20 protein-coding genes are annotated in these 23,170 nt (G+C 66.8%); 11 read left to right on the forward strand and 9 right to left on the reverse strand.

Going from position 1 to position 23,170, the window contains the following annotated elements; translation table 11 throughout:
- Positions 1-6: 6 nt before the first annotated feature.
- Positions 7-552 carry a gamma carbonic anhydrase family protein gene (locus tag ABQ039_RS01780; protein ID WP_024938808.1) on the reverse strand — a complete coding sequence of 182 codons (546 nt, stop codon included), beginning with the start codon at positions 550-552 and terminating at the stop codon, positions 7-9.
- Between the two features lie 722 nt (positions 553-1,274).
- Between ABQ039_RS01780 and ABQ039_RS01785 the strand changes: the two genes are divergently transcribed.
- The 6 genes from ABQ039_RS01785 to ABQ039_RS01810 all read left to right on the forward strand — a co-directional run bounded on the left by ABQ039_RS01785 (position 1,275) and on the right by ABQ039_RS01810 (position 8,492).
- Positions 1,275-2,585, forward strand: a complete 1,311-nt coding sequence (locus ABQ039_RS01785) for an MFS transporter (protein ID WP_349778552.1) — start codon at positions 1,275-1,277, stop codon at positions 2,583-2,585.
- A 138-nt stretch (positions 2,586-2,723) separates the two neighbouring features.
- Positions 2,724-3,968 (forward strand): HD-GYP domain-containing protein, encoded by a 1,245-nt coding sequence (locus ABQ039_RS01790; protein ID WP_046346170.1) that lies wholly within the window; start codon positions 2,724-2,726, stop codon positions 3,966-3,968.
- 585 nt (positions 3,969-4,553) lie between these two features.
- Positions 4,554-5,030, forward strand: coding sequence for a MarR family winged helix-turn-helix transcriptional regulator (locus ABQ039_RS01795; RefSeq protein ID WP_065033065.1), 477 nt, complete (start codon positions 4,554-4,556; stop codon positions 5,028-5,030).
- A 121-nt stretch (positions 5,031-5,151) separates the two neighbouring features.
- Positions 5,152-6,180 carry a transporter gene (locus tag ABQ039_RS01800; protein ID WP_374057838.1) on the forward strand — a complete coding sequence of 343 codons (1,029 nt, stop codon included), beginning with the start codon at positions 5,152-5,154 and terminating at the stop codon, positions 6,178-6,180.
- Positions 6,181-6,213: 33 nt separating this feature from the next.
- The gene (locus ABQ039_RS01805; protein WP_184457909.1) at positions 6,214-6,981 is read left to right on the forward strand and encodes a coniferyl-alcohol dehydrogenase; all 768 of its coding nucleotides are present in this window, start codon (positions 6,214-6,216) and stop codon (positions 6,979-6,981) included.
- A gap of 29 nt (positions 6,982-7,010) precedes the next feature.
- Positions 7,011-8,492, forward strand: a complete 1,482-nt coding sequence (locus ABQ039_RS01810) for a benzaldehyde dehydrogenase (RefSeq protein ID WP_349778553.1) — start codon at positions 7,011-7,013, stop codon at positions 8,490-8,492.
- A gap of 306 nt (positions 8,493-8,798) precedes the next feature.
- On the opposite strand, the gene ABQ039_RS01815 is transcribed toward ABQ039_RS01810, so the two are convergent.
- Entirely contained in the window at positions 8,799-9,695 is an 897-nt protein-coding gene (locus ABQ039_RS01815) for a helix-turn-helix domain-containing protein (RefSeq protein ID WP_184609935.1), read from the reverse strand.
- Between the two features lie 98 nt (positions 9,696-9,793).
- Here ABQ039_RS01815 and pobA point away from each other — a divergent pair, with 98 nt between their 5' ends.
- On the forward strand, positions 9,794-10,978 hold the full coding sequence (pobA, locus tag ABQ039_RS01820) for a 4-hydroxybenzoate 3-monooxygenase (RefSeq protein WP_184609937.1): 1,185 nt from the start codon (positions 9,794-9,796) through the stop codon (positions 10,976-10,978).
- A gap of 258 nt (positions 10,979-11,236) precedes the next feature.
- Positions 11,237-11,749 carry a nuclear transport factor 2 family protein gene (locus ABQ039_RS01825; RefSeq protein ID WP_016903479.1) on the forward strand — a complete coding sequence of 171 codons (513 nt, stop codon included), beginning with the start codon at positions 11,237-11,239 and terminating at the stop codon, positions 11,747-11,749.
- 136 nt (positions 11,750-11,885) lie between these two features.
- Here ABQ039_RS01825 and glpK read toward each other — a convergent pair whose 3' ends face one another.
- From glpK to ABQ039_RS01860, 7 genes are all read right to left on the reverse strand, one after another.
- The gene (glpK, locus tag ABQ039_RS01830) at positions 11,886-13,385 is read right to left on the reverse strand and encodes a glycerol kinase GlpK (RefSeq protein ID WP_039517354.1); all 1,500 of its coding nucleotides are present in this window, start codon (positions 13,383-13,385) and stop codon (positions 11,886-11,888) included.
- 131 nt (positions 13,386-13,516) lie between these two features.
- A complete protein-coding gene (locus ABQ039_RS01835; protein ID WP_016904933.1) occupies positions 13,517-14,335 on the reverse strand; it encodes an MIP/aquaporin family protein in 819 nt (272 codons plus the stop codon).
- 177 nt (positions 14,336-14,512) lie between these two features.
- Positions 14,513-16,027: a glycerol-3-phosphate dehydrogenase gene (gene glpD / locus ABQ039_RS01840; protein ID WP_024938797.1), complete on the reverse strand. Its 1,515-nt coding sequence runs from the start codon at positions 16,025-16,027 to the stop codon at positions 14,513-14,515.
- A 223-nt stretch (positions 16,028-16,250) separates the two neighbouring features.
- Positions 16,251-17,078, reverse strand: a complete 828-nt coding sequence (locus tag ABQ039_RS01845; protein WP_184432386.1) for a DeoR/GlpR family DNA-binding transcription regulator — start codon at positions 17,076-17,078, stop codon at positions 16,251-16,253.
- Between the two features lie 55 nt (positions 17,079-17,133).
- A complete protein-coding gene (locus ABQ039_RS01850) occupies positions 17,134-18,117 on the reverse strand; it encodes a PDR/VanB family oxidoreductase (RefSeq protein ID WP_349778554.1) in 984 nt (327 codons plus the stop codon).
- Positions 18,110-18,913 (reverse strand): GntR family transcriptional regulator, encoded by an 804-nt coding sequence (locus ABQ039_RS01855; RefSeq protein ID WP_349778555.1) that lies wholly within the window; start codon positions 18,911-18,913, stop codon positions 18,110-18,112. Before ABQ039_RS01855 ends, ABQ039_RS01850 begins: the two co-directional genes overlap by 8 nt.
- 20 nt (positions 18,914-18,933) lie before the next feature.
- A complete protein-coding gene (locus ABQ039_RS01860; RefSeq protein WP_016904721.1) occupies positions 18,934-20,010 on the reverse strand; it encodes an aromatic ring-hydroxylating dioxygenase subunit alpha in 1,077 nt (358 codons plus the stop codon).
- 256 nt (positions 20,011-20,266) lie between these two features.
- On the opposite strand from ABQ039_RS01860, the gene ABQ039_RS01865 reads away from it, so the two are divergent.
- From ABQ039_RS01865 to pcaF, 3 genes are read left to right on the forward strand one after another with little or no spacing between them, the layout of a single operon-like run.
- Entirely contained in the window at positions 20,267-21,130 is an 864-nt protein-coding gene (locus ABQ039_RS01865) for a CoA transferase subunit A (RefSeq protein ID WP_024938793.1), read from the forward strand.
- Positions 21,127-21,915, forward strand: coding sequence for a CoA-transferase subunit beta (locus ABQ039_RS01870; protein WP_039517333.1), 789 nt, complete (start codon positions 21,127-21,129; stop codon positions 21,913-21,915). Before ABQ039_RS01865 ends, ABQ039_RS01870 begins: the two co-directional genes overlap by 4 nt.
- The gene (pcaF, locus tag ABQ039_RS01875; protein WP_349778556.1) at positions 21,912-23,120 is read left to right on the forward strand and encodes a 3-oxoadipyl-CoA thiolase; all 1,209 of its coding nucleotides are present in this window, start codon (positions 21,912-21,914) and stop codon (positions 23,118-23,120) included. Before ABQ039_RS01870 ends, pcaF begins: the two co-directional genes overlap by 4 nt.
- Positions 23,121-23,170 lie beyond the last annotated feature (50 nt).

The raw sequence follows: 23,170 nt of genomic DNA on the forward strand, positions 1-23,170 counted from the left end.
AACGGTTCAGCCGGTGCCGACGGTGCCCAGGTACTGGTCCTTGAGCCGCACATAATGCTGTGCGGAGTAATGCAGGCTTTCGATTTCCTTGTCGCTGAGCGTGCGGGCCAGCCGTGCGGGATTGCCCAGCCACAATTCACCTTCGCCGACGATCTTGCCGGGGCCGACGACCGCCCCGGCGCCGACAAAACCGTAGCGCTTGACGGTGGCGCCGTCGAGCACGCAGGCGCCCATGCCGATCAGGCACAGGTCTTCGATGGTGCAGGCATGCAGGATGGTGCCGTGGCCGACCGTGACGTCGGCGCCGATCACTGTCGGGTAGCCGGCCTTGTTGAACGGGCTGTGGTGGCTGACGTGGATGATGGTGCCGTCCTGCACGTTGGTGCGTGCGCCGATCTGTACATGATTGACGTCGCCGCGAATCACCGTGCCCGGCCACACCGACACGTCATCGCCCAGGCTCACCTTGCCGATGATGGTGCAGGCAGGATCGACATAGACGCGTGCGCCCAGTTGCGGGGTGTGTTCCAGGAACGAGCGAATCGGGGTCACGATGATCTCCGGCATGTCGGCGTGCCGCCCGGTGCGGGCGCGGCCTGCATGATAGCGGGCGAGCGTCGGCATGCGGAAAGCGCTGGTGCGGCAGTGGATCGATTTGGCTGCGGACGTGCCTGATGCAGCGGCGCAGCGTGTTGGAACAGCTGGCGCCAGAGCGTGTGAGGCCGCGCCTGCACATTCGCTGCCGCTTCGAACGGATCGAGGTATGTGTGGTGGTGAGCAGTCATGCATATGTCGCGTCGTTCAACCTCGCTGCCAGCAGCGTTGCATCCATGCCTGCATCACGAGTGCGGCGTTGCGCTTTGCAATCCTGATCGGGCGAGCGTGAGGGTTGCCCGGTCTGATCGCACTCGAGTCACGCGCTGCAGCGCCGCATGCGAGGTCGATCGTTTCCGTGCAGGCAAGGCGCACCCTGCAGATGCCGCTGCGCAGACAGCTCAACGAATGCGTGGAGGGGCAAGCAAAGCGCGCTGCCGGCTCGTTCGATAAGCGCACACCCGTGCAGGCCGCTGTCTTGAACGCGCCCTGCGATCGGCCTAGCGTGCCGGTGACGTTGCAGCACCCCGACTGTCGTTGCCGCGTTGCAGTACCGCTGCGCTGTCGAAGGCCGTCGCAGCGTCCAGCGTGCTTGCGTCTTCGTCGTGGCGGCGCTGCGTGAGCGCATGGCCACGCGTGAGGTTGCCAATGCAGCTGCACTCCCTAACCAGGATCACCCGATGACCCAGAGCGCCGCGACACCTGCACCCTTCGTACTGCAACGCATGACGCGGTTTCAGTGGAGGGCGGTGGCGGTGTGCGTGTTGCTGACCATGCTCGATGGCTTCGATGTGATGGCGATGGCCTTCACCGCCCCGCAGGTGTCGGCGCAGTGGCAGTTGTCGGGCAAGCTGCTCGGGGCCTTGTTCAGTGCCGGCCTGGTCGGCATGGCGGTGGGGTCGTTGCTGTTGGCGCCGCTGGCCGACCGCATCGGGCGGCGCGCGACGATCCTGGCATGCCTGGCGATCTTGACCGTGGGCATGGGCGCCTCGGCGCTGGCCACCGGGGTGTGGCAACTCGGCGCGTTGCGGGCATTTACCGGGATCGGCATCGGCGGCATGCTGGCCTGCGTTGCGGTCATCGCTGCCGAATATTCCACCGCCCAGTGGCGCAGCACGGCACTGGCGCTGCAGGCCACCGGTTATCCGATCGGCGCGACGCTGGGCGGCGCGATCGCAGCACTGCTGTTGCAGCACTGGTCCTGGCACGCGGTGTTCGTGCTCGGCGCGCTCGGGTCGCTGCTGTGTGTGCCCTTGGTGCTGGCGTTTTTGCCCGAGTCGTTGGAATTTCTGATCGCGCGTCGCCCACCCAACGCAGGCGCACGCTTCAACGCGGTGCTTGCGCGCATGGGCATGCCGCCGCAGGCGGTACTGCCGTCACCGCCGCCGCATGGCTCCGATCGGGCGCGGGGCTATGCGGCCCTGTTCGTGCCGGCATTGCGGCGGCAGTCGCTGTTGATCGCGCTGGCGTTCTTTCTGCTGATGTTTGCGTTCTATTTCGTGCTCAGCTGGACCCCGAAGCTGCTGGTCGTGGCCGGCCTGTCGGCAGAGCAGGGCGTGACCGGTGGCGTGCTGTTGAACCTGGGCGGCATCGCCGGTGGTGCGATCTTCAGCGCGCTGGCCGCGCGTGCGCGGCTGTCGTGGCTGACCGCCGGTGTGCTGGGGCTGTCGGCGCTGGCGCTGCTGTCCTTTGGCTGGTACAGCACGGTGCTGGGTTGGGCGTTCGTCATTGCGGTGCTGAGCGGCGCGGTGCTGTTTGCCGCCATCGCCGGGCTGTATGCGGTGGCGCCGGTGGTCTTCACGGCGGCGGTGCGTTCCACCGGCATGGGCTGGGCGATCGGGGTGGGCCGCTTCGATGCGATCGCCTCGCCGCTGTGCGTGGGCGTGCTGGTGGATGCGGGTTGGTCGCCGGCGGCCCTGTACCTGGCCTGCAGCGTGCCGCTGCTGCTCGCGGCCATTGCCGTGCTGGGCATGCGCCTGCCGGCGCACTGAACTGCTCAGCCAGCGGTCGCCGCGCGGCGCGAGCGAGTTCTACCGGACCAAAGAAATCCTGCGCACTGCCGATAACCCGACAGACCCTCCATCGTCGTGGCGGGCTCTTCCGCGGACCATTTGCAGATCAGCGCCGGCATGCTCAGAACCATCGATTCAGACCAACTCCGCCCCGGCATGTATGTCTACAAGCTGCTGGGCGCGTGGGTGCACCACCCGTTCTGGAAGACCTCGTTCCTGGTCGATTCGGACGACGTGGAGAAGATCCATGGCAGCCGGATCGAGCAACTGGTGATCGATACCGCGCGTGGCCTGGACCTGGACACGGCGGCGCCGGACGCGCCCGATCCGCAGCCTGAGCCGGAGCAACCGCCGCCGCCAGTACCGGAACCCCCCGAGCCGGCCACTACCACGCGCACCGCGCGGACCAATAGCGTCACCGCGCAGGTCGGCATCGAGTCCGAAGTGGTGCGCGCACGCAAGATCTTCGAAGACGGCCGCGATACGGTCGAGGCGATGTTCCGCGATGTGCGGCTTGGCCGCACCGTCGACACCGAGGCGGCGATGCCGCTGGTGGAGGCCATCAACGATTCGGTCCTGCGGCATCCGCAGGCCTTGATCAGCGTGGCAAGGCTGAAGACCGCCGACGACTACACCTATCTGCATTCGATGGCGGTAGCCGGCCTGATGAGCGGGCTGGCGCGCCAGCTCGGTCTGCCCGAAGGGCAGGTCGTCGAGGCGGCCATGGGCGGCCTGCTGCACGACATGGGCAAGGCGGTGACGCCGCTGGACATCCTCAACAAGCCCGGCAAGCTCACCGACGAAGAGATGGCGATCATGCGCCAGCACCCGCTGGACGGTCATCGCCTGCTGGTGGCCGGCGGGGTGCAGAACGCGGTGGTGCTGGAGATCGCGTTGCACCACCACGAGAAAATGGACGGCAGCGGCTACCCGAACCGCTTGGCGGGCGAGAACATCGCGCTGATGTCGCGGATGGGCGCGGTGTGCGATGTTTACGATGCCATCAGCTCGGACCGCCCCTACAAGCGCGGCTGGGATCCGGCCGAATCGCTCAAGCGCATGGCGTCGTGGCAGGGGCACTTCGACCCGGTGGTGTTCCAGGCCTTCGTGCGCCGGCTGGGGATTTATCCGGTCGGCTCGTTGGTGCGGCTGGAGTCGCAGAAACTGGCAGTGGTGATCGAGCAGACCCCCGATGCGCTGCTCAAGCCCAAGGTGCGCGTGTTCTATTCGGCCAAGCTGCGCAGCCATGTGCTGGTGCAGGACATCGACCTGTCGCGCCCGGACTGCCAGGACCGCATCGCGCAGATGGAAAGCCCCTCGGACTGGGGCTTCCGCGATCTCGAGAAGCTCTGGTTGCCGTAACCCGTAACCCGTAATCCGCTGGCCACAGGCCGCGCGTGTGCACGCGGCCTACCTGGCGCGGAGATGCGCCGGGCGAGTGGGCTGGGTCCGCAGGCGTCGTCCGGCGACGGCCGCAGCCTTGCCGTCGTGATTGCCACCACCGCTGCCAGGCCCGGCATGCCGCGCGCACCTGTGCCCGGCGTGCCTGTCGCGGGCGGTTGCCACCACGCGCGCCAGGCCCATTGGCCCGCCTAGTCAACCTGGCGAGCGCGACCATGCTGCGCTGCAGCTTGGCAATGTAGTTATGATCCATAACTATTCCGGAACGCAATCACTTGCCGACCCCGGATCCCATGTCGCAGCCGTGCCTGGATGACCGTCGCTTCCCACACCTGCGTGCCGCCGCATGCGGCCGTCATGTGCTGGCGCTGGACTGGCACCAGCCTGTGGCGACCTGCCTGCACGGCGGTGCCACGCGCTCGGCGGCCACGCCCACATCGGCATGCCTGCGCGCGTCTACAATGCAGCTCACGCCGCGGATCGGCGTTGCGGGCGGTGAGCGTTGCGCGCACCGGTCCGCCTGTCGTCTTCGCTGCGAGAACCGTCATGTCCGTCACTGCCACTGCCGTACCGCTGCCGGATGCCGTCACCACGGTGGATCAGGCACGCCTGCTGCGGCTGCTGGGCTACCGCATCACCCGCACCGAGTTGCTGGTGCGGCGGATGTTTCAGGACTGCGTGGCTGCGTTCGACCTCAAGCCGGTCGACTTCTCGCTGCTGATGCTGGTGGACGGCAACCCGGGCATCAACCAGCGCCAGATCGGCGACGTGCTGCACGTGTCGGCGCCCAACCTGGCGATCGTGGTGGCACGCCTGGTCAAGCGCCGCCTGCTGCGGCAGGTGCGGGGACGCCAGGACCGCCGCATGCAGCATCTGTCGCTGACCAGCGCCGGCGTGACCCTGCTGAGCGCTGCCGAGGCCGAAGTGCTGCGCATGGAGCAGCAGCTCAGCGTGGTGCTGGGCAGCAGCGAGGCGCCGTTGTTGCGCGCACTCGACCGGCTGGACCGTCTGGACACCGTGTAATCCGCCGCTGCCGTGCAGGCGCACGGCCAGCTTTCCTGTTGACCTGCGCACGCGCCGTTGCCGGCGTGTCGATCGCGCCTGCCTGACCGTTGTCCCGCCGCAGTTCCCGCTGTCCCTCCCAATGCTGGAGATGTTCGCAGTGAGCTATCGATCGGTCCTGTCTGGGTTGTCTTCCCGCGCGTCGGCACTGCGCCGCGCAGCGCTTGGCATGCTGTCGCTGCTTGCTGCCGGCACGGCCGGCGCACAGAGCCTGCCGCAGAGTACGACGCTGACCAACGGCATCAATACCGGCGGCACCAGCTATCTGGACGGTTTCACCCGCACCACGCCCGGCTGGGCGGTGGTCACCTATCTGCGTCAGAGCTCACTGGACGCGATCAAGGATTCGCGCGGCAACGACGTGCCGGTGTTCGACCGCCCACGCATCGATTCGACCCTGCTGCTGACCCAGGTCGCCTATGTCACCCCGTACACGCTCTTCGGCGGCGCAGTGGGCATCAACACGCTGCTGCCGCTGATCAATCTGGATGCCTCGTTCGGGCGCAACAGCATTGCCAGCTTGCGCGACAACGGCGCCGGCGTGGGTGACCTGACCTTCGGCCCGTACCTGCAGATGCTGCCGGTGATCCGCAATGGCAGGCCGGTGTTTTCGCAGCGCTTCGAAATCGATGCGATCGCGCCGATCGGCAAGTTCGACCGCGATCGCGACCTCAATCAGGGCGCCGGCTACTGGTCGCTGGTGCCGCAATATGCGTTCACCGTGTTCCCGACCCCCAACTGGGAAGTCAGCGCACGCATCAACTACATCTACAACTTCCGCAGCGAGCGCCGCCCGAACCTGCCACCGGGCTTCGAGTTCCGCAACGGCCAGGCCGGCGACGCGGGCTGGATCAACTTCGCCACCTCCTGGGAAGTGGTACCCGACATCCGGCTTGGCGTGAATGCCTATTACCTCACCCAGTTCCGCGACAACCGCACCAATGGGCAGCGCGTGGCCGATACCCGCCAGAGCGTGTTCTATGCCGGCCCCGGTGGCGTGTGGCGGATGGATGCCAACAACATGCTGTTTGCCAATGTGTATCTGCCGGTGGAGGTCAAGAACGCCGCCTCCGGCAATAACGTCAACCTGCAGTACGTCCATGTGTTCTAGCGCCGGCACGGCCGGCCTCTTCGGAGAGTGGCAATGAATTTGCAGAACAAGACCATCGTGGTCACTGGCGTGGCATCGGGCATCGGTGCCGAAGTCGCGCGTCTGGCCCGTTTCCATGGCGCCACGGTGATCGGCGTCGATCGCACGCCGGTGCAGATGTCGCTGCACGGGTTCCACCAGGCCGATCTCGGTGATCCGGCGTCCATCGATGCGCTGGTGCAGGCCTTGCCGGCGCGTATCGATGCGCTGGCCAATGTGGCTGGCGTCCCCGGTACCGCGCCGCTGGAGGTGGTGGCGCGCGTCAACTATCTGGGCCTGCGCCATTTGAGTCAGGCGCTGCTGCCGCGCCTCACGCCCGGCGGTTCCATCATCAATGTGGCTTCCATCCTGGGCGCCGAGTGGCCGCAGCGCCTGGAACTGCACAAACAACTGGCCGCCACCGACAGCTTTACATCTGGCGATGCATGGCTGCAGGCGCATCCGGTGGCACACGACACCTGCTACCAGTACTTCAAGGAAGCCCTGATCGTCTGGACGCTGCTGCAGTCGCGGCCCTGGTTCGCCGAGCACGGCGTGCGCGTCAATAACGTTTCGCCGGGGCCGGTGTTTACGCCGATTCTTGGCGATTTCGTCACCATGCTCGGCGAGGAGCGCGTCAAGGAAGATGCCAAGCGCATGACGCGGCCGGCCTATGCCGACGAGGTGGCGGAGGCCATCGTGTTTCTCGCCTCCGATGCGGCGCGCTGGATCAACGGCATCACCCTGCCGGTCGATGGCGGCCTGGCGTCCACCACTCTGTAACACCACCCCCCTCAGCAGGAGGCTAGACCATGAACGCTCTCCCCAATACCGCCATTGCCGCAAGCGCCGCTCCGGCCTGGCATGGCTGCATCTTCAATGGCGACTGGGTGCCCGGCAACGACGGCACCGCGCAGATCATCGAACCGGCCACCGGCACGCTGCTGCACGAAGTCGGCAAGGCCGACCTGGCCGATGTCGCCGCCGCCGTGGCGCTGGCCAAGAAAGCGCAGCGTGCCTGGGCGGCCACTGCGCCGCGCGAGCGCGCTGCGGTGTTTCACCGTGCCGCGCAGCTGATGGAAGCGCGCAGTGCCGAAGCGGCACTGCTGATCGCGCGCGAAACCGGCGGCATCCTGCCCAAGGCCCAGCGCGAAGTGAACGAGTCGGTGGTGATCTACCAGCAGTCTGCGGCACTGCCGCTGCAGGCGGTCGGCCAGGTGCTGCCGACGGGCGCGGGTCAGCTCAGCCTGGCGCGGCACCTCCCGCTGGGCGTGATCGCAGTGATCTCCCCGTTCAATTTCCCGTTGATCCTGTCGCTGCGCTCGGTCGCCCCGGCGCTGGCGATGGGCAATGCGGTGGTGCTCAAGCCCGACCCGCGCACGCCGTATACCGGTGGCGTGGTCATCGCCCAGGTGCTGGAAGAAGCGGGCCTGCCGAAGGGACTGCTGCATGTACTGCATGGCGATGCCGCCATCGGGCAGGCGCTGGTCGAATCGCCGGATATCCCGATGATTGCCTTCACCGGCTCCACCGCGGCCGGGCGGCGCATCGGCGAGATCGCCGGCCGGCATTTGAAGAAGGTGTCGCTGGAGTTGGGCGGCAACAACGCAGTGATCGTGCTCGACGACGCCGATCTGGACAAGGCCGCCGCTGCAGTGGCATTCGGCGCCTACATGCATCAGGGACAGATCTGCATGGCCACCGGCCGCGTGCTGGTCCAGCGCGGGATCGCCGATGCATTCACGCAGCGGCTGGCCGAAAAAGCCAGGCATCTGCCGGTTGGCGATCCGGTCAGCGGCACTGTGGCACTGGGCCCGATCATCGACCAGCGCCAGCTGCAGCGGGTGATCGATATCGTGGACGACAGCATCGCCGCCGGTGCGGTGGTGGAGGCCGGCGCCAGCAACGAAGGCCTGTTCTATGCACCGACAGTGCTGTCCAACGTGCGTCCGGGCATGCGTGCATTCGACGAAGAAGTCTTTGGCCCGGTGATCAACATCACCGTGTTCGATACCGACGACGAAGCCGCAGAACTTGCCAACCATGGCGAGTACGGTCTGGCTGCGGGCATCCTGTCGGCGTCGGTGTCGCGCGCGATGCGCCTGGGCGACAAGCTGCACACCGGCCTGTTGCACATCAACGATCAGACCGTGGCCGATGAAGTCATCAATCCCTTCGGCGGGACCGGCGCGTCGGGCAACGGCACCAGTGTCGGCGGACCGGCCGATTGGGAGCAGTACACCCACTGGCAATGGCTGACGATCAAGAACGAAGTGCCGCAGTACCCGTTCTGACCGGCGCGGCGCAACCGACCGGGGGGGCGAGGCTGCAGGCGAGCCGTGGATCAGCCGCTTTGGGGCTTATCTATCTGCGTTGTCCAAGCGCACCGCTCTTAACCTTGCCCACCGACCCTCTCAACTGGGCCTTGCTCGCACGCCGTCGCGGGACCTTACGCGGCATGGATGCCGCGTACAGGGATGTACTTGCGGCGTGTCCTGCGATGATGGGCGGGCAAGGGCCCTGCAGCAAAGCTGCAGATCAACCGCTCTACGATTGAGCTATCGCAAGGGCTCGGCAGCCAAGCTCCAGACCAGCCGCTCTTACTCGCCAGCGCGGAATTGCGTCGGCGAGCAGCCGGCATGGCGTGCGAAGTAGCGGCTGAAGTATGCAGCGTCGAAAAATCCAAGGCTGGCGGCGATCTGCTGCACGCTCAGACTGGTGTAGCGCAGGCTGCGGCGTGCTTCGAGCATGATCCGGCGCTGCAGTAACTGCAGTGCCGAGGCGCCGGCCAGTCGCTGGCATAACGCGTTGAGATGGCCCGGAGTCAGACCCAGCTGCTCGGCATAGCGGGAGATCGGCCAGTGCGCGCGATAGTGCTGGTCAATCAGGGCCTGATAACCACGCAGATGGCGCAGTGCCGGGTCGGCGTACGGGCTCACCGCAGCCGCATCCTGCGCGTGCTCCAGCGCCGTGCGGGCGGTCCAGATCAACAGCTGCGCTGCGGCGGCGTGCAATGCGGCCTCGTGGCCGATGCGCCGGTACGCGTGATCGCCGGCAATACTGGCGAACAGCACGTCGAGCAATCCGCGTGCGCGGCGTGCGTGCAGCACCTGCGGGACCGTCAGTGCGCCCTGCAATACTGGCGCGGCACTCAAGGCATTGCGTACCAATGGCATGCACACGGTGATGATGTGGCCGCGTACCTGTGGATCGAATTTGAAGCCATGCACGCATAGCGGTGGTAGCCAGATCACGCTTGCGCCACGCACGCGCTGGCTGCGGCCATCCAGCTGCAGCGTCGCCGGTCCGCGTTGCACGTACAGCAGTTGTGCCAGGTCTTCGTGCCGGTGCGGGGCGATGCGCCAGTCATGCAGCCGGCTGCGTGCGGCAATCGACTCCCAGTGCAACAGCTCGGGCGTGTCGGCATGCTGCTCGCCATACAGGCCGAAGGCGGGAACCGCGGTAGCTGCGGCAGTGGTTTGCGCGTGTGTGGGCATCGTCGAAAAGTCCAAGCACTGCACGCAATCATCCCTTCAAAGCATGTGCTTGGCTACCCACACTGGCTTGCATCCGTCGGCTGAGGCAGGAGCATTGCATGCGAACCCAGATCGCGATCATCGGCGCTGGCCCCTCCGGCCTGTTGCTGGGCGAGCTGTTGCTGCGGGCCGGTATTGATACCGTGGTGATCGAGCGGCAGACCCCGGAGCATGTGCTGGGGCGTATCCGTGCCGGCGTGCTGGAACAGGGCAGCGTGGCGCTGTTGCAGCGGGCAGGCGTTGGCGCACGCGTGCAACGCGAAGGCTTGCCGCATCACGGCTTCGAACTGTCGCTGGATGGCCGGCGCGAGCGTATCGATCTGCTGCGCGGCTGCGGACGCAGCGTGACCGTCTACGGCCAGACCGAGGTCACTGCCGACCTGATGCAGGCCCGTGCGCGCAGCGCTGCGCCAACGTATTACAGCGCGCAGGACGTGACACTGTGCGGAGTGGACAGCGACGCGCCTGCGGTGGAATTCACCCACGATGGCCAGCGCCTGCGTATCGACTGCGACTATATCGTCGGCTGCGACGGCTTCCATGGCATCAGCCGCGCCAGCATCCCGCCGGAGCGACTGCGCCTGTTCGAGCGGGTGTATCCGTTCGGGTGGCTTGGCGTGCTTGCCGACACCCCACCGGTCAACGACGAGTTGATCTACGCGCAGCACCCACGCGGCTTTGCCTTGTGTTCGATGCGCTCGCCGACGCGCTCGCGCTATTACGTGCAGGTGCCGGCCGATGCGCGGGTGGAGGCATGGAGCGATCAGGCGTTCTGGGATGAGTTGCGTGCGCGTCTGCCAGACGCCTTGTCTGCGCAACTGGTCACCGGGCCGTCGATCGAGAAGAGCATTGCACCGTTGCGTAGCTTCGTCGCCGAACCCATGCAGCACGGGCGCCTGTTCCTGGCCGGCGATGCGGCGCATATCGTGCCGCCCACGGGCGCCAAGGGCCTGAATCTGGCGCTGGCCGATGTCGGCTTGCTAGCGCAATTGTTCGAGCGCTGGAACGCGCGTGGCGATACCACGGTGCTGCAGCAGTATTCGGCGCTGGCGCTGCAGCGGGTATGGAAGGCCGAACGGTTTTCATGGTGGATGACCACCTTGCTGCATACGTTCGACGACCAGGACGCATTCACCGCACGCATTCATGCCGCAGAGCGGGATTATCTGCTGGGCAGTGAGGCCGGGCGCGCCACCCTGGCCGAAAACTATGCGGGGTTGCCGTTGGTGGAGCTGCCGGATTGAGCGTAGCGGTGGCCGCCGTCGAGATGCCTCGTACGCGCGCGCGAGAAAACCGACTACGGTGGTTATCTTCTGATTACCACCAATACCGCAGGTGCCCTGGTGCACTCCAGGGCGGCTAGCGGGCGAGCGGACGCGGCCGTTAGGCTGGCGGCGACGCGTGGAAAACCCTGTGTGCCAAGGCGCGTCGTCCCCCAATCAACGGTGCACCGTGTTGGCACCCGGCCGGCACAGCGCCCGTCTCCACATAAGGAGTCTTCCATGAATAAGCTGTTCTCACGCGCCTTGCTGCTGGTCATGCTGGTGGCACCGGTGGCTGCGTTCGCGCAGACCGCAGTGACGGAAAATCCCAACCACCAGAAGATGCTGCTTGGCTCCACCTGGTATGAAACCGCCAACAAGCGGCTGGTCTACGATTTCTGGCGCATCGTGTTCGAAGCCGGCCAGGTGCAGTATGCGCCGATGTACATGGACAAGAACTACATCCAGCACAACCCGAATGTGGCCAATGGCCGCGATGCCTTCATCGCCTTCCTGACCGCCTTCGTGAAGCCGACGCCGGTGCAGCCGCGCGTGCAGCTGCCGCTGGTGGCCATCACTGCCGACGGCGATCTGGTCACGCTGGTGTCGGTGCGCACCTTGCCCAATCCGAACAAACCGGGCACCACCTACACCACTACCTGGTTCGACATGTTCCGCATCGAAAAAGGCCTGATCAAGGAGCATTGGGATCCGGACACCATTGCCGGCCGCGCCAATAGCGGCGGCCAGTAATCGCTGCTGCATTGCAGGGCTGCAACGTGCAGCCCTGCAATGCGTGATCCATGCAGGTCGTCAGCAACCATGCTAGTTGTTGACGGAAACGACAACGCCCGCCTGATGGCGGGCGTTGTTTTTTTGAGCGCAGCGGTCAGCTGATGCGGAAGCCCATCGTCGCTTCCACTGCCTGCTGCCAGCCGGCATAGAGTTGTTCGCGCTTGTCGTCGGCCATGGTCGGCTCGAAGCGGCGATCCACCGCCCACTGCTTGGCGATCTCTTCGCGGCTGCTCCAGAATCCGGTCGCCAGACCGGCCAGGTAGGCCGCGCCAAGCGCGGTGGTTTCGGCCACTTCCGGGCGCAGCACCGGCACGTTGAGCATGTCGCTCTGGAACTGCGCCATGAAGTCGTTGGCGATCGCGCCACCGTCGGCGCGCAGTTCCTTCAGCTCGATGCCCGAATCGGCCTGCATCGCAGTCAACACGTCGCGGGTCTGGTAGGCCATCGATTCCACCGCCGCACGCACGAAATGTTCCTTGGTGGTGCCGCGGGTCAACCCGAACACCGCGCCGCGGATATCGCTGCGCCAATACGGTGCGCCCAGGCCAACGAAGGCCGGCACCAGATAGACCCCGTCGTTGTCGCCGGCGCGTTCGGCATAGGCCTGCGAGTCGCTGGCCTTGCCGAGCATGCGCAGGCCGTCGCGCAGCCACTGCACCACCGAGCCGGCGACGAAGATCGAACCTTCCAACGCGTATTCGACCTTGCCGTCGATGCCCCAGGCGATCGTGGTCAACAGACCGGCCTTGGACGCAACCGCCTTGTCGCCGGTATTCATCAACGCAAAGCAGCCGGTGCCATAGGTGTTCTTGGCCATGCCCGGCTCGAAGCAGGCCTGCCCGAACAGCGCCGCCTGCTGGTCGCCGGCGATCCCGGCGATCGGCACCTGCTCGCCGTAGAAATACTGGGTCTGGGTCATGCCGTAGATTTCGCTGGACGAGCGCACCTCCGGCAGCATTTCCTTCGGCACGTCGAGCATGGCCAGCAGCTCGGCGTCCCACTCCAGCGTGTGGATGTTGTACATCAGCGTGCGCGAGGCATTGGTGTAGTCGGTGACATGCACCTTGCCGCCGGTGAGATTCCAGATCAGCCAGCTGTCGATGGTGCCGAAGGCCAGCTCGCCGTTACGCGCGCGCTCGCGGGCGCCGTCGACGTGGTCGAGGATCCATTTGACCTTGGTGCCGGAAAAATACGCATCGATCAGCAGGCCGGTCTTGTCGCGCACCATCTGCTCGTGCCCGGCCTCCTTGAGCTGCGTGCAGATGTCCTTGGTCTGCCGCGATTGCCAGACGATGGCGTTGTAGATCGGCTGGCCGGTGGCCTTGTCCCACACCACCGCGGTCTCGCGCTGGTTAGTGATGCCGATACCGGCGATCGAGCGCGCATCGATCTGCGCGTTGTTGAGCAGCTCGGTGATCGTGGTGTAGACGCTGGTCATGATCTCGCGCGGGTTGTGTTCCACCCAGCCCGGCTGCGGAAAGATCTGGCCGAACTCGCGCTGCGCCACGCCGGCCACCTTGCCGTTGCGATCGAACAACATCGCCCGTGAGCTGGTGGTGCCTTGATCGATCGCAAGGACGTATTGCTTTTCCATCGGAGATTCCTCAAACAATGCCGGCGCTGACGCACGGCGAGAAAGGGGCAGTGCACGCCGCTGCGCGAAAGGCCGATAAAACCCGGCCTGTCTGGCGGCGGCGCTGTGCTGTCAGTCGTGCAGCAGGGCGATCAGCGCGGATCGAGCGGTTTGCCGCCCTGCAGATGGCGCACGCGTGCCGGCAGGAACGGCAGGATCAGCCACTGGTAGGCGAGCGCGCCGATCGGGCCGCCGATCAACGGCCCGACAATGGGGATCCACCAGTAATTGTCCTTGGCCGGCAATGCGGCCTCGCCCCAGCCGGCAAGGTAGGCGAACAGGCGCGGGCCGAAATCGCGCGCCGGATTCATCGCCCAGGCTTCTAGATAGCCCATCGACGCGCCCAGCGTCGCCACCAGCAGGCCGATCATCAGCGCGCCAGAGTTGGCGGTCGGCGCGGCTTCGTTGAATTGTTCGGTGATGGCGAAGATGCCGAAGATCAGGAACGCGGTGATGATGATCTGGTCGACCAGCGCATGCATCGGCGTGACTGCAAGGCCGGGAGCGGTAAAGAACACCCCGGCGGCGCCACCGGCTTCGCGGGTGAGTTGCTGCACCTGGTTGTAGTGGTCGATGACCGGGCCGTACAACTGGTAGACGATGGCCGCGCCCAGGAATGCACCGATCACCTGCGCTCCCCAGTACGGCAGCACCTTCTTCCAGGAGAAACCGCGGAACAGCGCCAGCGCCAGCGTCACCGCCGGGTTGGCATGCGTGCCGGACACCGAGCCGGTGACATAGATCGCCAGCGTCACCGCCAGGCCCCAGGCGATGCACACGCCCCAATAGGCGTTCTGGTACGGGCTGGGGTCGTAGAGGACGTACATCGCCGCGACCGAATCGCCGAGCGCAATGATGATGAACATCGCCACCGCTTCGGAGATCAACTCACCCACGAGTTGGCGACTCATGCGCGCGTCCTCGCGCCGATGGCGATGATGCAGGCAGGGTGGTGCGATGCGCGCATTGGCGCGCAGGGGTCTACGGTGATGCTCATCAGGGTGCCCTCCACGTGACTCAGGATGATGCCGGCGAATGCGCCAGGATACGTTGCCGCGCGACCCGTCCTCGCCGGCAACGTGGTTCGATCAGGCCGGCACGCCGTCCGCCTGCCGGACCGAGTGTGTCTGCAGGTACGCCTCCAGGCGTTCGCGCCCGGCCGCGTCGATGCGCAGGCCGAGTTTGCTGCGACGCCACAGGATGTCGTCGGCAGTGACGGCCCATTCGTGGGCACGCAGGTAATCCACCTCGGCCTGGTAGAGATCTGCACCGAAGTGTGTGCCCAAGGCGGCGATGTCCTGCGCCTGGCCCAGCAGCTGCTCCGCACAGGTGCCGTAGTTGCGTACCAGCCGCTGCGCGGTCGGCGCCGGCAGCCACGGGTATGCGTTGCGCACGCGCTCGAGCAGGCTGGCGATATCGCGTTGTTCGCCGCCGGGCAATGCATCGCCGCGCGCGGTCCATGCCGGCTTGCGGGCACCCAGCGCCTGGGTGAGGCGGTCGACCGCCTCTTCGGCCAGCTTGCGATAGGTGGTGAGCTTGCCGCCGAACACGTTGAGCAACGGTGCGCCGTCGGTAAGTACTTCCAGCTGGTAATCGCGGGTGACTTCGGCAGCGTTGTCCTCGGCGTCGTCCAGCAGCGGACGCACGCCGCTATAGCTCCACACCACATCGCTGGGGGCGATCTGCTGCTGGAAATACAGGTTCACCGCATCGCACAGGTACTGCACTTCGGCCGCATCGATGCTGGGCGCAGCGGGGTCGGCCTGGTAATCCACGTCGGTGGTGCCGATCAGGGTGAAGTCGTGCTCGTACGGAATGGCGAACACGATGCGCCGATCCGGTTGCTGGAAGATGTACGCGTGGTCGTGGTCGAACAACTTGGGCACCACGATGTGGCTGCCCTTGACCAGGCGCAGTGCGTGCTTGTGCGGCACTGCGGCGACCTTGTCCAGGAACGACACCGCCCACGGCCCGGCCGCATTGGCCAGCGCACGCGCCTGCACGGTGCGGCGGCGGCCGTCGCGGTCTTCCAGCTCGGCATACCAGAAGCCTGCATCGCGCCAGGCACCGACGCAGCGTGTGCGGGTGCGGATCTGTGCGCCACGCCTGGCGGCGTCCATCGCATTGAGCACCACCAGCCGCGCATCCTGCACCCAGGCATCGGAGTACACGAAGCCGGTGCGCAGCGATTCCTGCAGCGGCTGGCCAACCGGGTGCGTGCGCAGCGACAGCCGGCGCGAGCGCGGCAGGCTGCGCTTGCTGCCGCCGAGATGGTCGTACAGGAACAGCCCGGCGCGGATCATCCAGGCCGGGCGCAGATGCGGTTGATGCGGCAGCAGGAAGCGCAGCGGCCAGATGATGTGCGGGGCCAGCCGCAGCAACACCTCGCGTTCGGCCAGCGCCTTGCCGACCAGCGCGAACTCGTACTGCTCCAGGTAGCGCAGGCCACCGTGAATGAGCTTGGTGCTGGCGCTGCTGGTATGCGCGGCCAGATCGTCCTGTTCGCACAGGCACACCGACAGGCCGCGCCCGGCCGCATCGCGGGCGATGCCGACCCCGTTGATGCCGCCGCCTATCACCAGAAGATCGTATGTCTCGCCCATCGGTGTCTCCGTCCGGGCGCGCCAGTAGCGAACCCAAGTTGTCATGTTCGAACATATTCGAACATCAAATCTTTTCGGGACGTGAAGAGCCGTGAGGCCTGGGAGATAGGCGAATAAAGAGTGAATTGGCCTATCGAAGCCGGAATTTCGATAGCCAGAGCGGATCATTAGGGCGATCAGATCGGCACGCCGCACCGAAAACGCACAAAAACGAACAATTGGCTCAGCCGGCGTCGCCAGGCGAGGCCAAATGCACACGGGTGCCGGCCTCGGCCAGCACGGCGGCCAGTTCCTGCGGCGGCGGCCGGTCGGTGAACCAGTCGTGCACCTGGGCGATCGCGCCCAGTCGCACCATGGCGTTGCGGCCGAACTTGCTGTGGTCGGCGGCCAGCAGCACCTGCCGCGAGTGCTCGATGATGGCCTGGGCCACGCGCACTTCCTGGTAGTCGAAATCCAGCAGGGTGCCGTCCAGATCGATGCCGGAAATGCCGATCACCCCGAAGTCAACCTTGAACTGCCGGACCAGCTCCACCGTCGCCTCGCCAGTCACGCCCTGGTCGCGCCCGCGCACCACGCCACCGGCCACGATCACCTCGAAGCTGGGGTTGGCGCTGAGCATCACCGCCACGTTGAGGTTGTTGGTGATCACGCGCAGGCCGCGGTGCTGCAGCAAGGCGCGCGCGACCTCTTCGTTGGTGGTGCCCAGGTTGATGAACAACGAGGCATCGTCGGGAATGAAGCGGGCGACCTGCGCGGCGATGTGCTGTTTCTCGCGCGCCTGCAGCGCCTTGCGCGCGGTGTAGGCCAGGTTTTCCACGCTCGAGGGCATGCTGACGCCACCGTGATAGCGGCGCAGCACGCCGGCATCGCACAGCAGGGTCAGATCGCGACGGATGGTCTGCGGCGTCACCTCGAAGCGCGTCGCCAGCCCTTCCACCTCGGCAAAGCCCTGCTGCCGCACCAATGCCACCAATTGTTCCTGGCGCGGGTTGAGTGCCGGCGCCGGGACCGTCCTGTAGTGAGTCGACTCCATGCGCAGATGATCGCGCATGCGCGTGAGGATGCAAACACGCGCTGCGCGAGCGCCGGCGTGTGGATGGCTGCGCTCAGCCCAGCTCGCCGCGGTAGCCGGTATCGATGCTGATGCTGCCGCCCACCGCGCGCGACACGCAGGCGCACAGCTTGCGGTTCTCGCGGCGCTGTTCGTCGCTGAAGAACACATCGCGGTGATCGATATCGGCCGCGCTGTCCAGCACCTCGACCGCGCACAGCCCGCATTCGCCGCGCCGGCATTCGGCGATCAGCTCGACTCCGGCATCGGCCAGCGCATCCAGCATCGATTCGTTCTCGGCCACCGGCACTTCCAGGCCGAGCCCGGGCAGCTTGACCACGAACGCCTGCGCCGGCACCCGCCCGCTGTTGCCGAAGGTTTCGAAGTGCAGCCGCGCGCGCGGACGCCCGGCGGCGTGCCAGTGCTGGCGCACCGCCTCGAGCATGCCGAGCGGGCCGCACACGTACACCTCGGCATTGGGCGACAGCCGCGCCAGCTCGGCAGCAAGATCCGCCGGGCCGGCGCCGTCGTCGCATTGCAGCTGCAGGCGCTCGCCCAGCAGCGCTTCCAGTTCGTCGACATAGGCCATCGCACGGCGCGTGCGCCCGGCATACAGCAGGCGGAACGCGCGATGGCGGCGCGCCAGCCGCTGCGCCATGCCGATGATCGGGGTGATGCCGATCCCGCCGGCGATCAGCAGGATCTCCTCGCCGCCCTCGTCCAGCGCAAAGTTGTTGCTGGGCGGGGAGATCTCCACCTCATCGCCGGGCTGCAGCGTCCACATGTGCCGCGAGCCGCCGCGGCTGTCGGGCATCTGCCGTACCGCGATCTGGTAGTGGCCATCGGCACGCGGCTCGCCCACCAGCGAGTATGAGCGCACGTCGGCGCGGCCAAGCAGCTGCACGCGAAAATCCAGATGGCTGCCGACCTCGAAGCCGCGCGCCGCGGTCCCCGGATCGAGCACGATTTCGCGCACGCCCTCGCAGGCGTCGGCAATGCTGACCACATGGGCGCGGTGCCACTGGGTGTCTTTACGCATGGGGAACTCCAGGCAGAGGGGTGGGCCGGCTGCTGCCGGCAGTGGCGGGATGGACGCGGCCGATCAATGCGCCGCCGCGCACCTGGGTGATCGCCGCCGGGGTCTGCAGCACGTGGCGCAGATTGCGATGGGCCAGCCGTGCGTGTTCGCGCATCAGCGCTTCGGCGCGCGCGCCCTGGCGGTCTTCGATGGCGGCCAGGACTTCGCGGTGCTGGTCCTGCGCCAGGGTCAGGATCAGCCGCGCCTCGGCGCTGGTGGTCTGCGCCATGACCAGGCTGTTGGGCGAGGCGAACGGCAGCTGCAGCACGCGGGTGAGCTCGCGGCCCAGCACATCGCTGCCGGCCATGGCCACCAGCAACGCATGGAACTGCGCATTGGCCTGCACGTACGCGCTGAAGTCGATGGCGTGCAACGGCGAGCCGACGATGCGGTCGAGCGTGTCCAGCAGCTGACGTGCCTGGGCCAGCGCCGCGACCGATGCTCCGCGCTCGGCCGCCATGCGCGCGGCCAGGCCTTCGAGCGTACCGCGCAGTTCGATCGCATCGTGCACATCGCGTTCGCTGAAGGCCTGCACCGCATAGCCGCCGCCGGGCAGTGCGCTGGCCAGGCCTTCTTCGCACAGCCGCTGCAACGCGGCGCGCACCGGCGTGCGCGACATGCCCAGCCGCTGCACCACCGCCAGCTCGGACAGGCGCGTTCCGGCCGGCAGGGTGCCGTCGAGGATCAGTTCGCGTAGCGACAGCAGTGCGCGCGTGGTCTGCGCGGCACTGCTGCGAAACGGGGTGGCGGGTGACATGGAAACCTCCGGTGCGGTGCTCAGCCCACCATGCGCAGCGACAGTTCCTGCGCGCGCTGCTCCTGGGCGATCAGCCGATCGATCACGCGGCGCGCCCACATCCCGCCGGCATCGACGTTGAGGTTGTAGAAGGTGTGATCCGGATGCGCGTCGATGGCGCGTTGCTGCGCTTCCAGCACCGCCTCGTCCTCGCCGAACACGCCGGTGACGCCTGCACGGGTCAGCGTGGTCAGCGATTGGTCGTGCAGCGCGTAGTTGCGCATGAACGCCCAGAAGTAATGGCAGGTGGTGTCGGTTTCCGGCGTGATGGTATTGAGCACATAGCCGTTGACACCCTGGCTGCGGTCGCCCTCCGGCGCACCGGTGCCGGCGATGGCCACGCCGACGTCGATGGCGATGGTGCCGGGCGCTTCGAAGCGGATGATCTGCCAGCGGTCGACCTTGCCGCGGTAATCCAGATGGCGCGCGATCTGGCTGGCCCAGAATGGCGGCGCGTCGATGTTGCGCATCCAGCGCGACACCACCACCGAGCGGTCGCCATGCATCACCTCGAACGGCGCTTCGGCGATCTCGTCCTGGCCGATGCTGGAGCCATGCACGAAGGTCTCGTGGGTCAGGTCCATCAGGTTGTCCAGCACCAGCCGGTAGTCGCACTTGGCATAGATGGTGCGGCCATCGCCGGCCCAGGCCGGATCGTGCGCCCAGTGCAGGTCGGGAATCAGGCGGGTGTCGGCCTGCGCCGGGTCGCCCGGCCAGATCCACACATAGCGATGCTTCTCGGCCACCGGAAAACTGCGCACGCACGCGGAGGGATTGATGGTCTCCTGCGAGGGCATGTGCACGCAGCGGCCCTGGCTGTTGTAGACCAGCCCGTGGTAACCGCACACCACATCGTCGCCGCGCAGCTTGCCCATCGACAGCGGCACCAGGCGATGCCAACACGCATCCTCGAGCGCGATCACCGCCCCGGCAGTGGTGCGATAGACCACCACATCCAGGTTGCAGACCTTGCGCGGGGTCAGCGCGTGCTTGATCTCGTGGTCCCAGGCGACGGCGTACCACGCATTGAGGGGAAACAGCTGCTTGGACTGGGACATGACCGTGGCTCCTGGGGTTTGTATACAACCTGGGTTGCGGATCGGCAGCGGTGCGCCGGCTGGCGACCAGTTGACGCGCATGCCGGCGCTGGCGTCTGCTTGCAAGCGAAGTTATGTATACACCGGAGACAATGTTGGAGCGTCGGTTGTTCGCCGAAATTGTGCGATTATCGAATTGATGCACCGATAATCGCATTGACCGGGCCGTGCAGCTGCGCCTAACGTGACCACACGCTCGCTGCGCAGGACCGAAGCAATGGCCCAGATCGTCCCCCTTTCAGAAGCGGTGTCCCAGCTGATCGCCGATGGCGACTGCGTGGCGATGGAAGGTTTCACCCATCTGATTCCGCATGCGGCCGGCCACGAGGTGATCCGCCAGCGCAAGCGCGACCTGCACCTGGTGCGCATGACGCCGGACCTGATCTACGACCAGTTGATCGGCGCCGGTTGTGCATCGGCATTGCGGTTCTCGTGGGGCGGCAATCCCGGCGTCGGTTCGCTGCACCGGCTGCGCGATGCGGTCGAACATGCGTGGCCGCAGCCGCTGCAGATCCGCGAACACAGCCATGCCGACATGGCCAACGCGTATGTGGCCGGTGCTTCGGGCCTGCCGTTCGCGGTGCTGCGCGGCTATGTCGGCTCGGACCTGCCGCGCGTCAACGACAGCATCAAGTTCCTGCAATGCCCGTACACCGGCGAGACGCTGGCCACCACGCCGGCGGTCAAGCCCGATGTCACCGTGATCCATGCGCAGCAGGCCGACCGCCGCGGCAACGTGCTGCTGTGGGGCATCCTGGGCGTGCAGAAGGAAGCTGCGCTGGCGGCGCGCAAGGTGATCGTCACGGTGGAAGAGATCGTCGACACGCTGGATGCGCCGCCCAATGCCTGCATCCTGCCGCGCTGGGTGGTCGATGCGGTCTGCCACGTGCCCGGCGGTGCGGCACCGTCGTACGCGCACGGTTATTACGCCCGCGACAACCGCTTCTACCTGGCCTGGGATGCGATTGCGCGCGACCGCGCCCGCTTCCAGGCCTGGATCCAGACGCACATTCTCGACACCGAGGACTTTGCCGCGTTCCAGCGCGTGTACGCGCAATCGCTGCTGCAGGTGGCCGCATGAGCGACTACAGCACCAACGAGATGATGACCGTGGCGGCGGCGCGGCGCCTGCCCGATGGCGCGGTGTGCTTTGTCGGCATCGGCCTGCCGTCCACCGCCGCCAACCTGGCGCGGCTGACGCATGCGCCGGATGTCACCCTGATCTACGAATCCGGCCCGATCGGCGCGCGCCCGGAGGTGCTGCCGTTGTCGATCGGCGACGGCGAGCTGGCCGAAACCGCCGACACCGTGGTCTCCACGCCAGAAATCTTCCGCTACTGGCTGCAGGGCGGGCGCGTGGACGTGGGCTTCCTGGGCGCGGCGCAGATCGATCGCCATGCCAACCTCAACACCACGGTGATCGGCCCGTACGACGCGCCCAAGACACGGCTGCCCGGCGCGGGCGGCGCGCCGGAGATCGCGGCCAGCGCCAAACAGGTGTTCATCATCATTCGCCAATCCAGACGCAGCTTCGTGCCTGCGCTGGACTTCATCACAACGGTCGGGCATCTGGACGGTGGCGATGCGCGGCAGCGTGCCGGACTGCCCGGCGCCGGCCCCACCGTGGTGGTCACCGACCTGTGCGTGATGGAGCCCGATCCCGTGACCCGCGAACTCACCGTCACCGCGCTGCATCCCGGCAGCACCCGCGAGCAGGTGAGCGCGGCCACCGGCTGGCCGATCCGCTTCGCCGCCGATCTGGCGCAGACCACCCCACCCAGTGCTGCGGAACTGCAGGCGCTGCGCGCGCTGCAGGCACGCACCGACGCCGCGCATGGCAAGCAGGCAGCCGGAGCCGAGGCATGAGCGAGGTCTATCTGATCGATGGCATCCGCACGCCGATCGGCCGCTACGGCGGCGCCCTGGCCGGCGTGCGCGCCGACGACCTGGGCGCGATACCGATCGCCGCGTTGATGGCACGCAATCCGCAACTGGAACCGGCACTGATCGACGATGTGTACCTGGGCTGCGCAAATCAGGCCGGCGAGGACAATCGCAATGTCGCGCGCATGAGTCTGTTGCTGGCGGGCTTGCCCAGCTCGGTGCCGGGCAGCACGCTCAATCGCCTGTGCGGCTCGGGGCTGGATGCGGTCGGCACGGTGGCGCGCGGCATCCGTGCCGGCGAGCTGGAGTTGGCGATCGCCGGCGGGGTCGAATCGATGACCCGCGCGCCGTGGGTCATGGGCAAGGCCGAGAGCGCGTTCGCGCGCACGCAACAGCTGGAAGACACCACCATGGGCTGGCGGTTCATCAATCCGCGCCTGCAGGGCGCTTATGGCGTGGAGCTGATGGGCGAGACCGCGGAGAACGTGGCACAGCGCCATGCCATCGCGCGCGAAGACCAGGACGCGTTTGCGCTGCGCAGCCAGCAGCGCGCCGCCGCCGCACAGGCGGCCGGTTTCTTCGATGCAGAAATCACTCCGGTGCCGGTGGCCGCACGCAAAGGGGGCGAGGCAAGCGCGGTCGATCGCGACGAGCATCCGCGCCCGAACACCACCGCCGAGATGCTGGCCAAGCTCAAGCCGGTGTTCCGCCAGCCCGGCACGGTGACGGCCGGCAATGCGGCCGGTCTCAACGATGGCGCTGCCGCCCTGCTGCTGGCGTCTGCGCAGGCCGTGCACGCGCATGGGCTGACCCCGCGGGCACGCGTGCTCGGCTTCGCCTCGGCGGGCGTGGAGCCTGCCTACATGGGCATCGGCCCGGTACCGGCCACGCAGCGCCTGCTGGCGCGCCTGGGCCTGCGCATCGAGCAGTTCGATGCAATCGAGTTCAATGAAGCCTTCGCCGCGCAAGTGCTGGCCTGCACGCGCGCGTTCGGCCTGGCCGACGATGCCGCGCACGTCAACGCCAATGGCGGCGCCATCGCGCTGGGTCATCCGCTGGGCATGAGCGGTGCGCGACTGGCATTGACCTTGTTGCGGCAACTGGAGGCGGGCAATGGGCGGTTTGGGCTGGCCAGCATGTGCATCGGGGTCGGGCAGGGCGTGGCGCTGGCGATCGAGCGCGTGTAGTGCGCCGATTGCAACCGCCGCCGCCAAGACCGCACACCCACGTTTTGATC

This window comes from Xanthomonas sp. WHRI 6108 (assembly GCF_040202385.2).
In the GTDB taxonomy this organism is placed as follows: Bacteria; Pseudomonadota; Gammaproteobacteria; order Xanthomonadales; family Xanthomonadaceae; genus Xanthomonas; species Xanthomonas arboricola.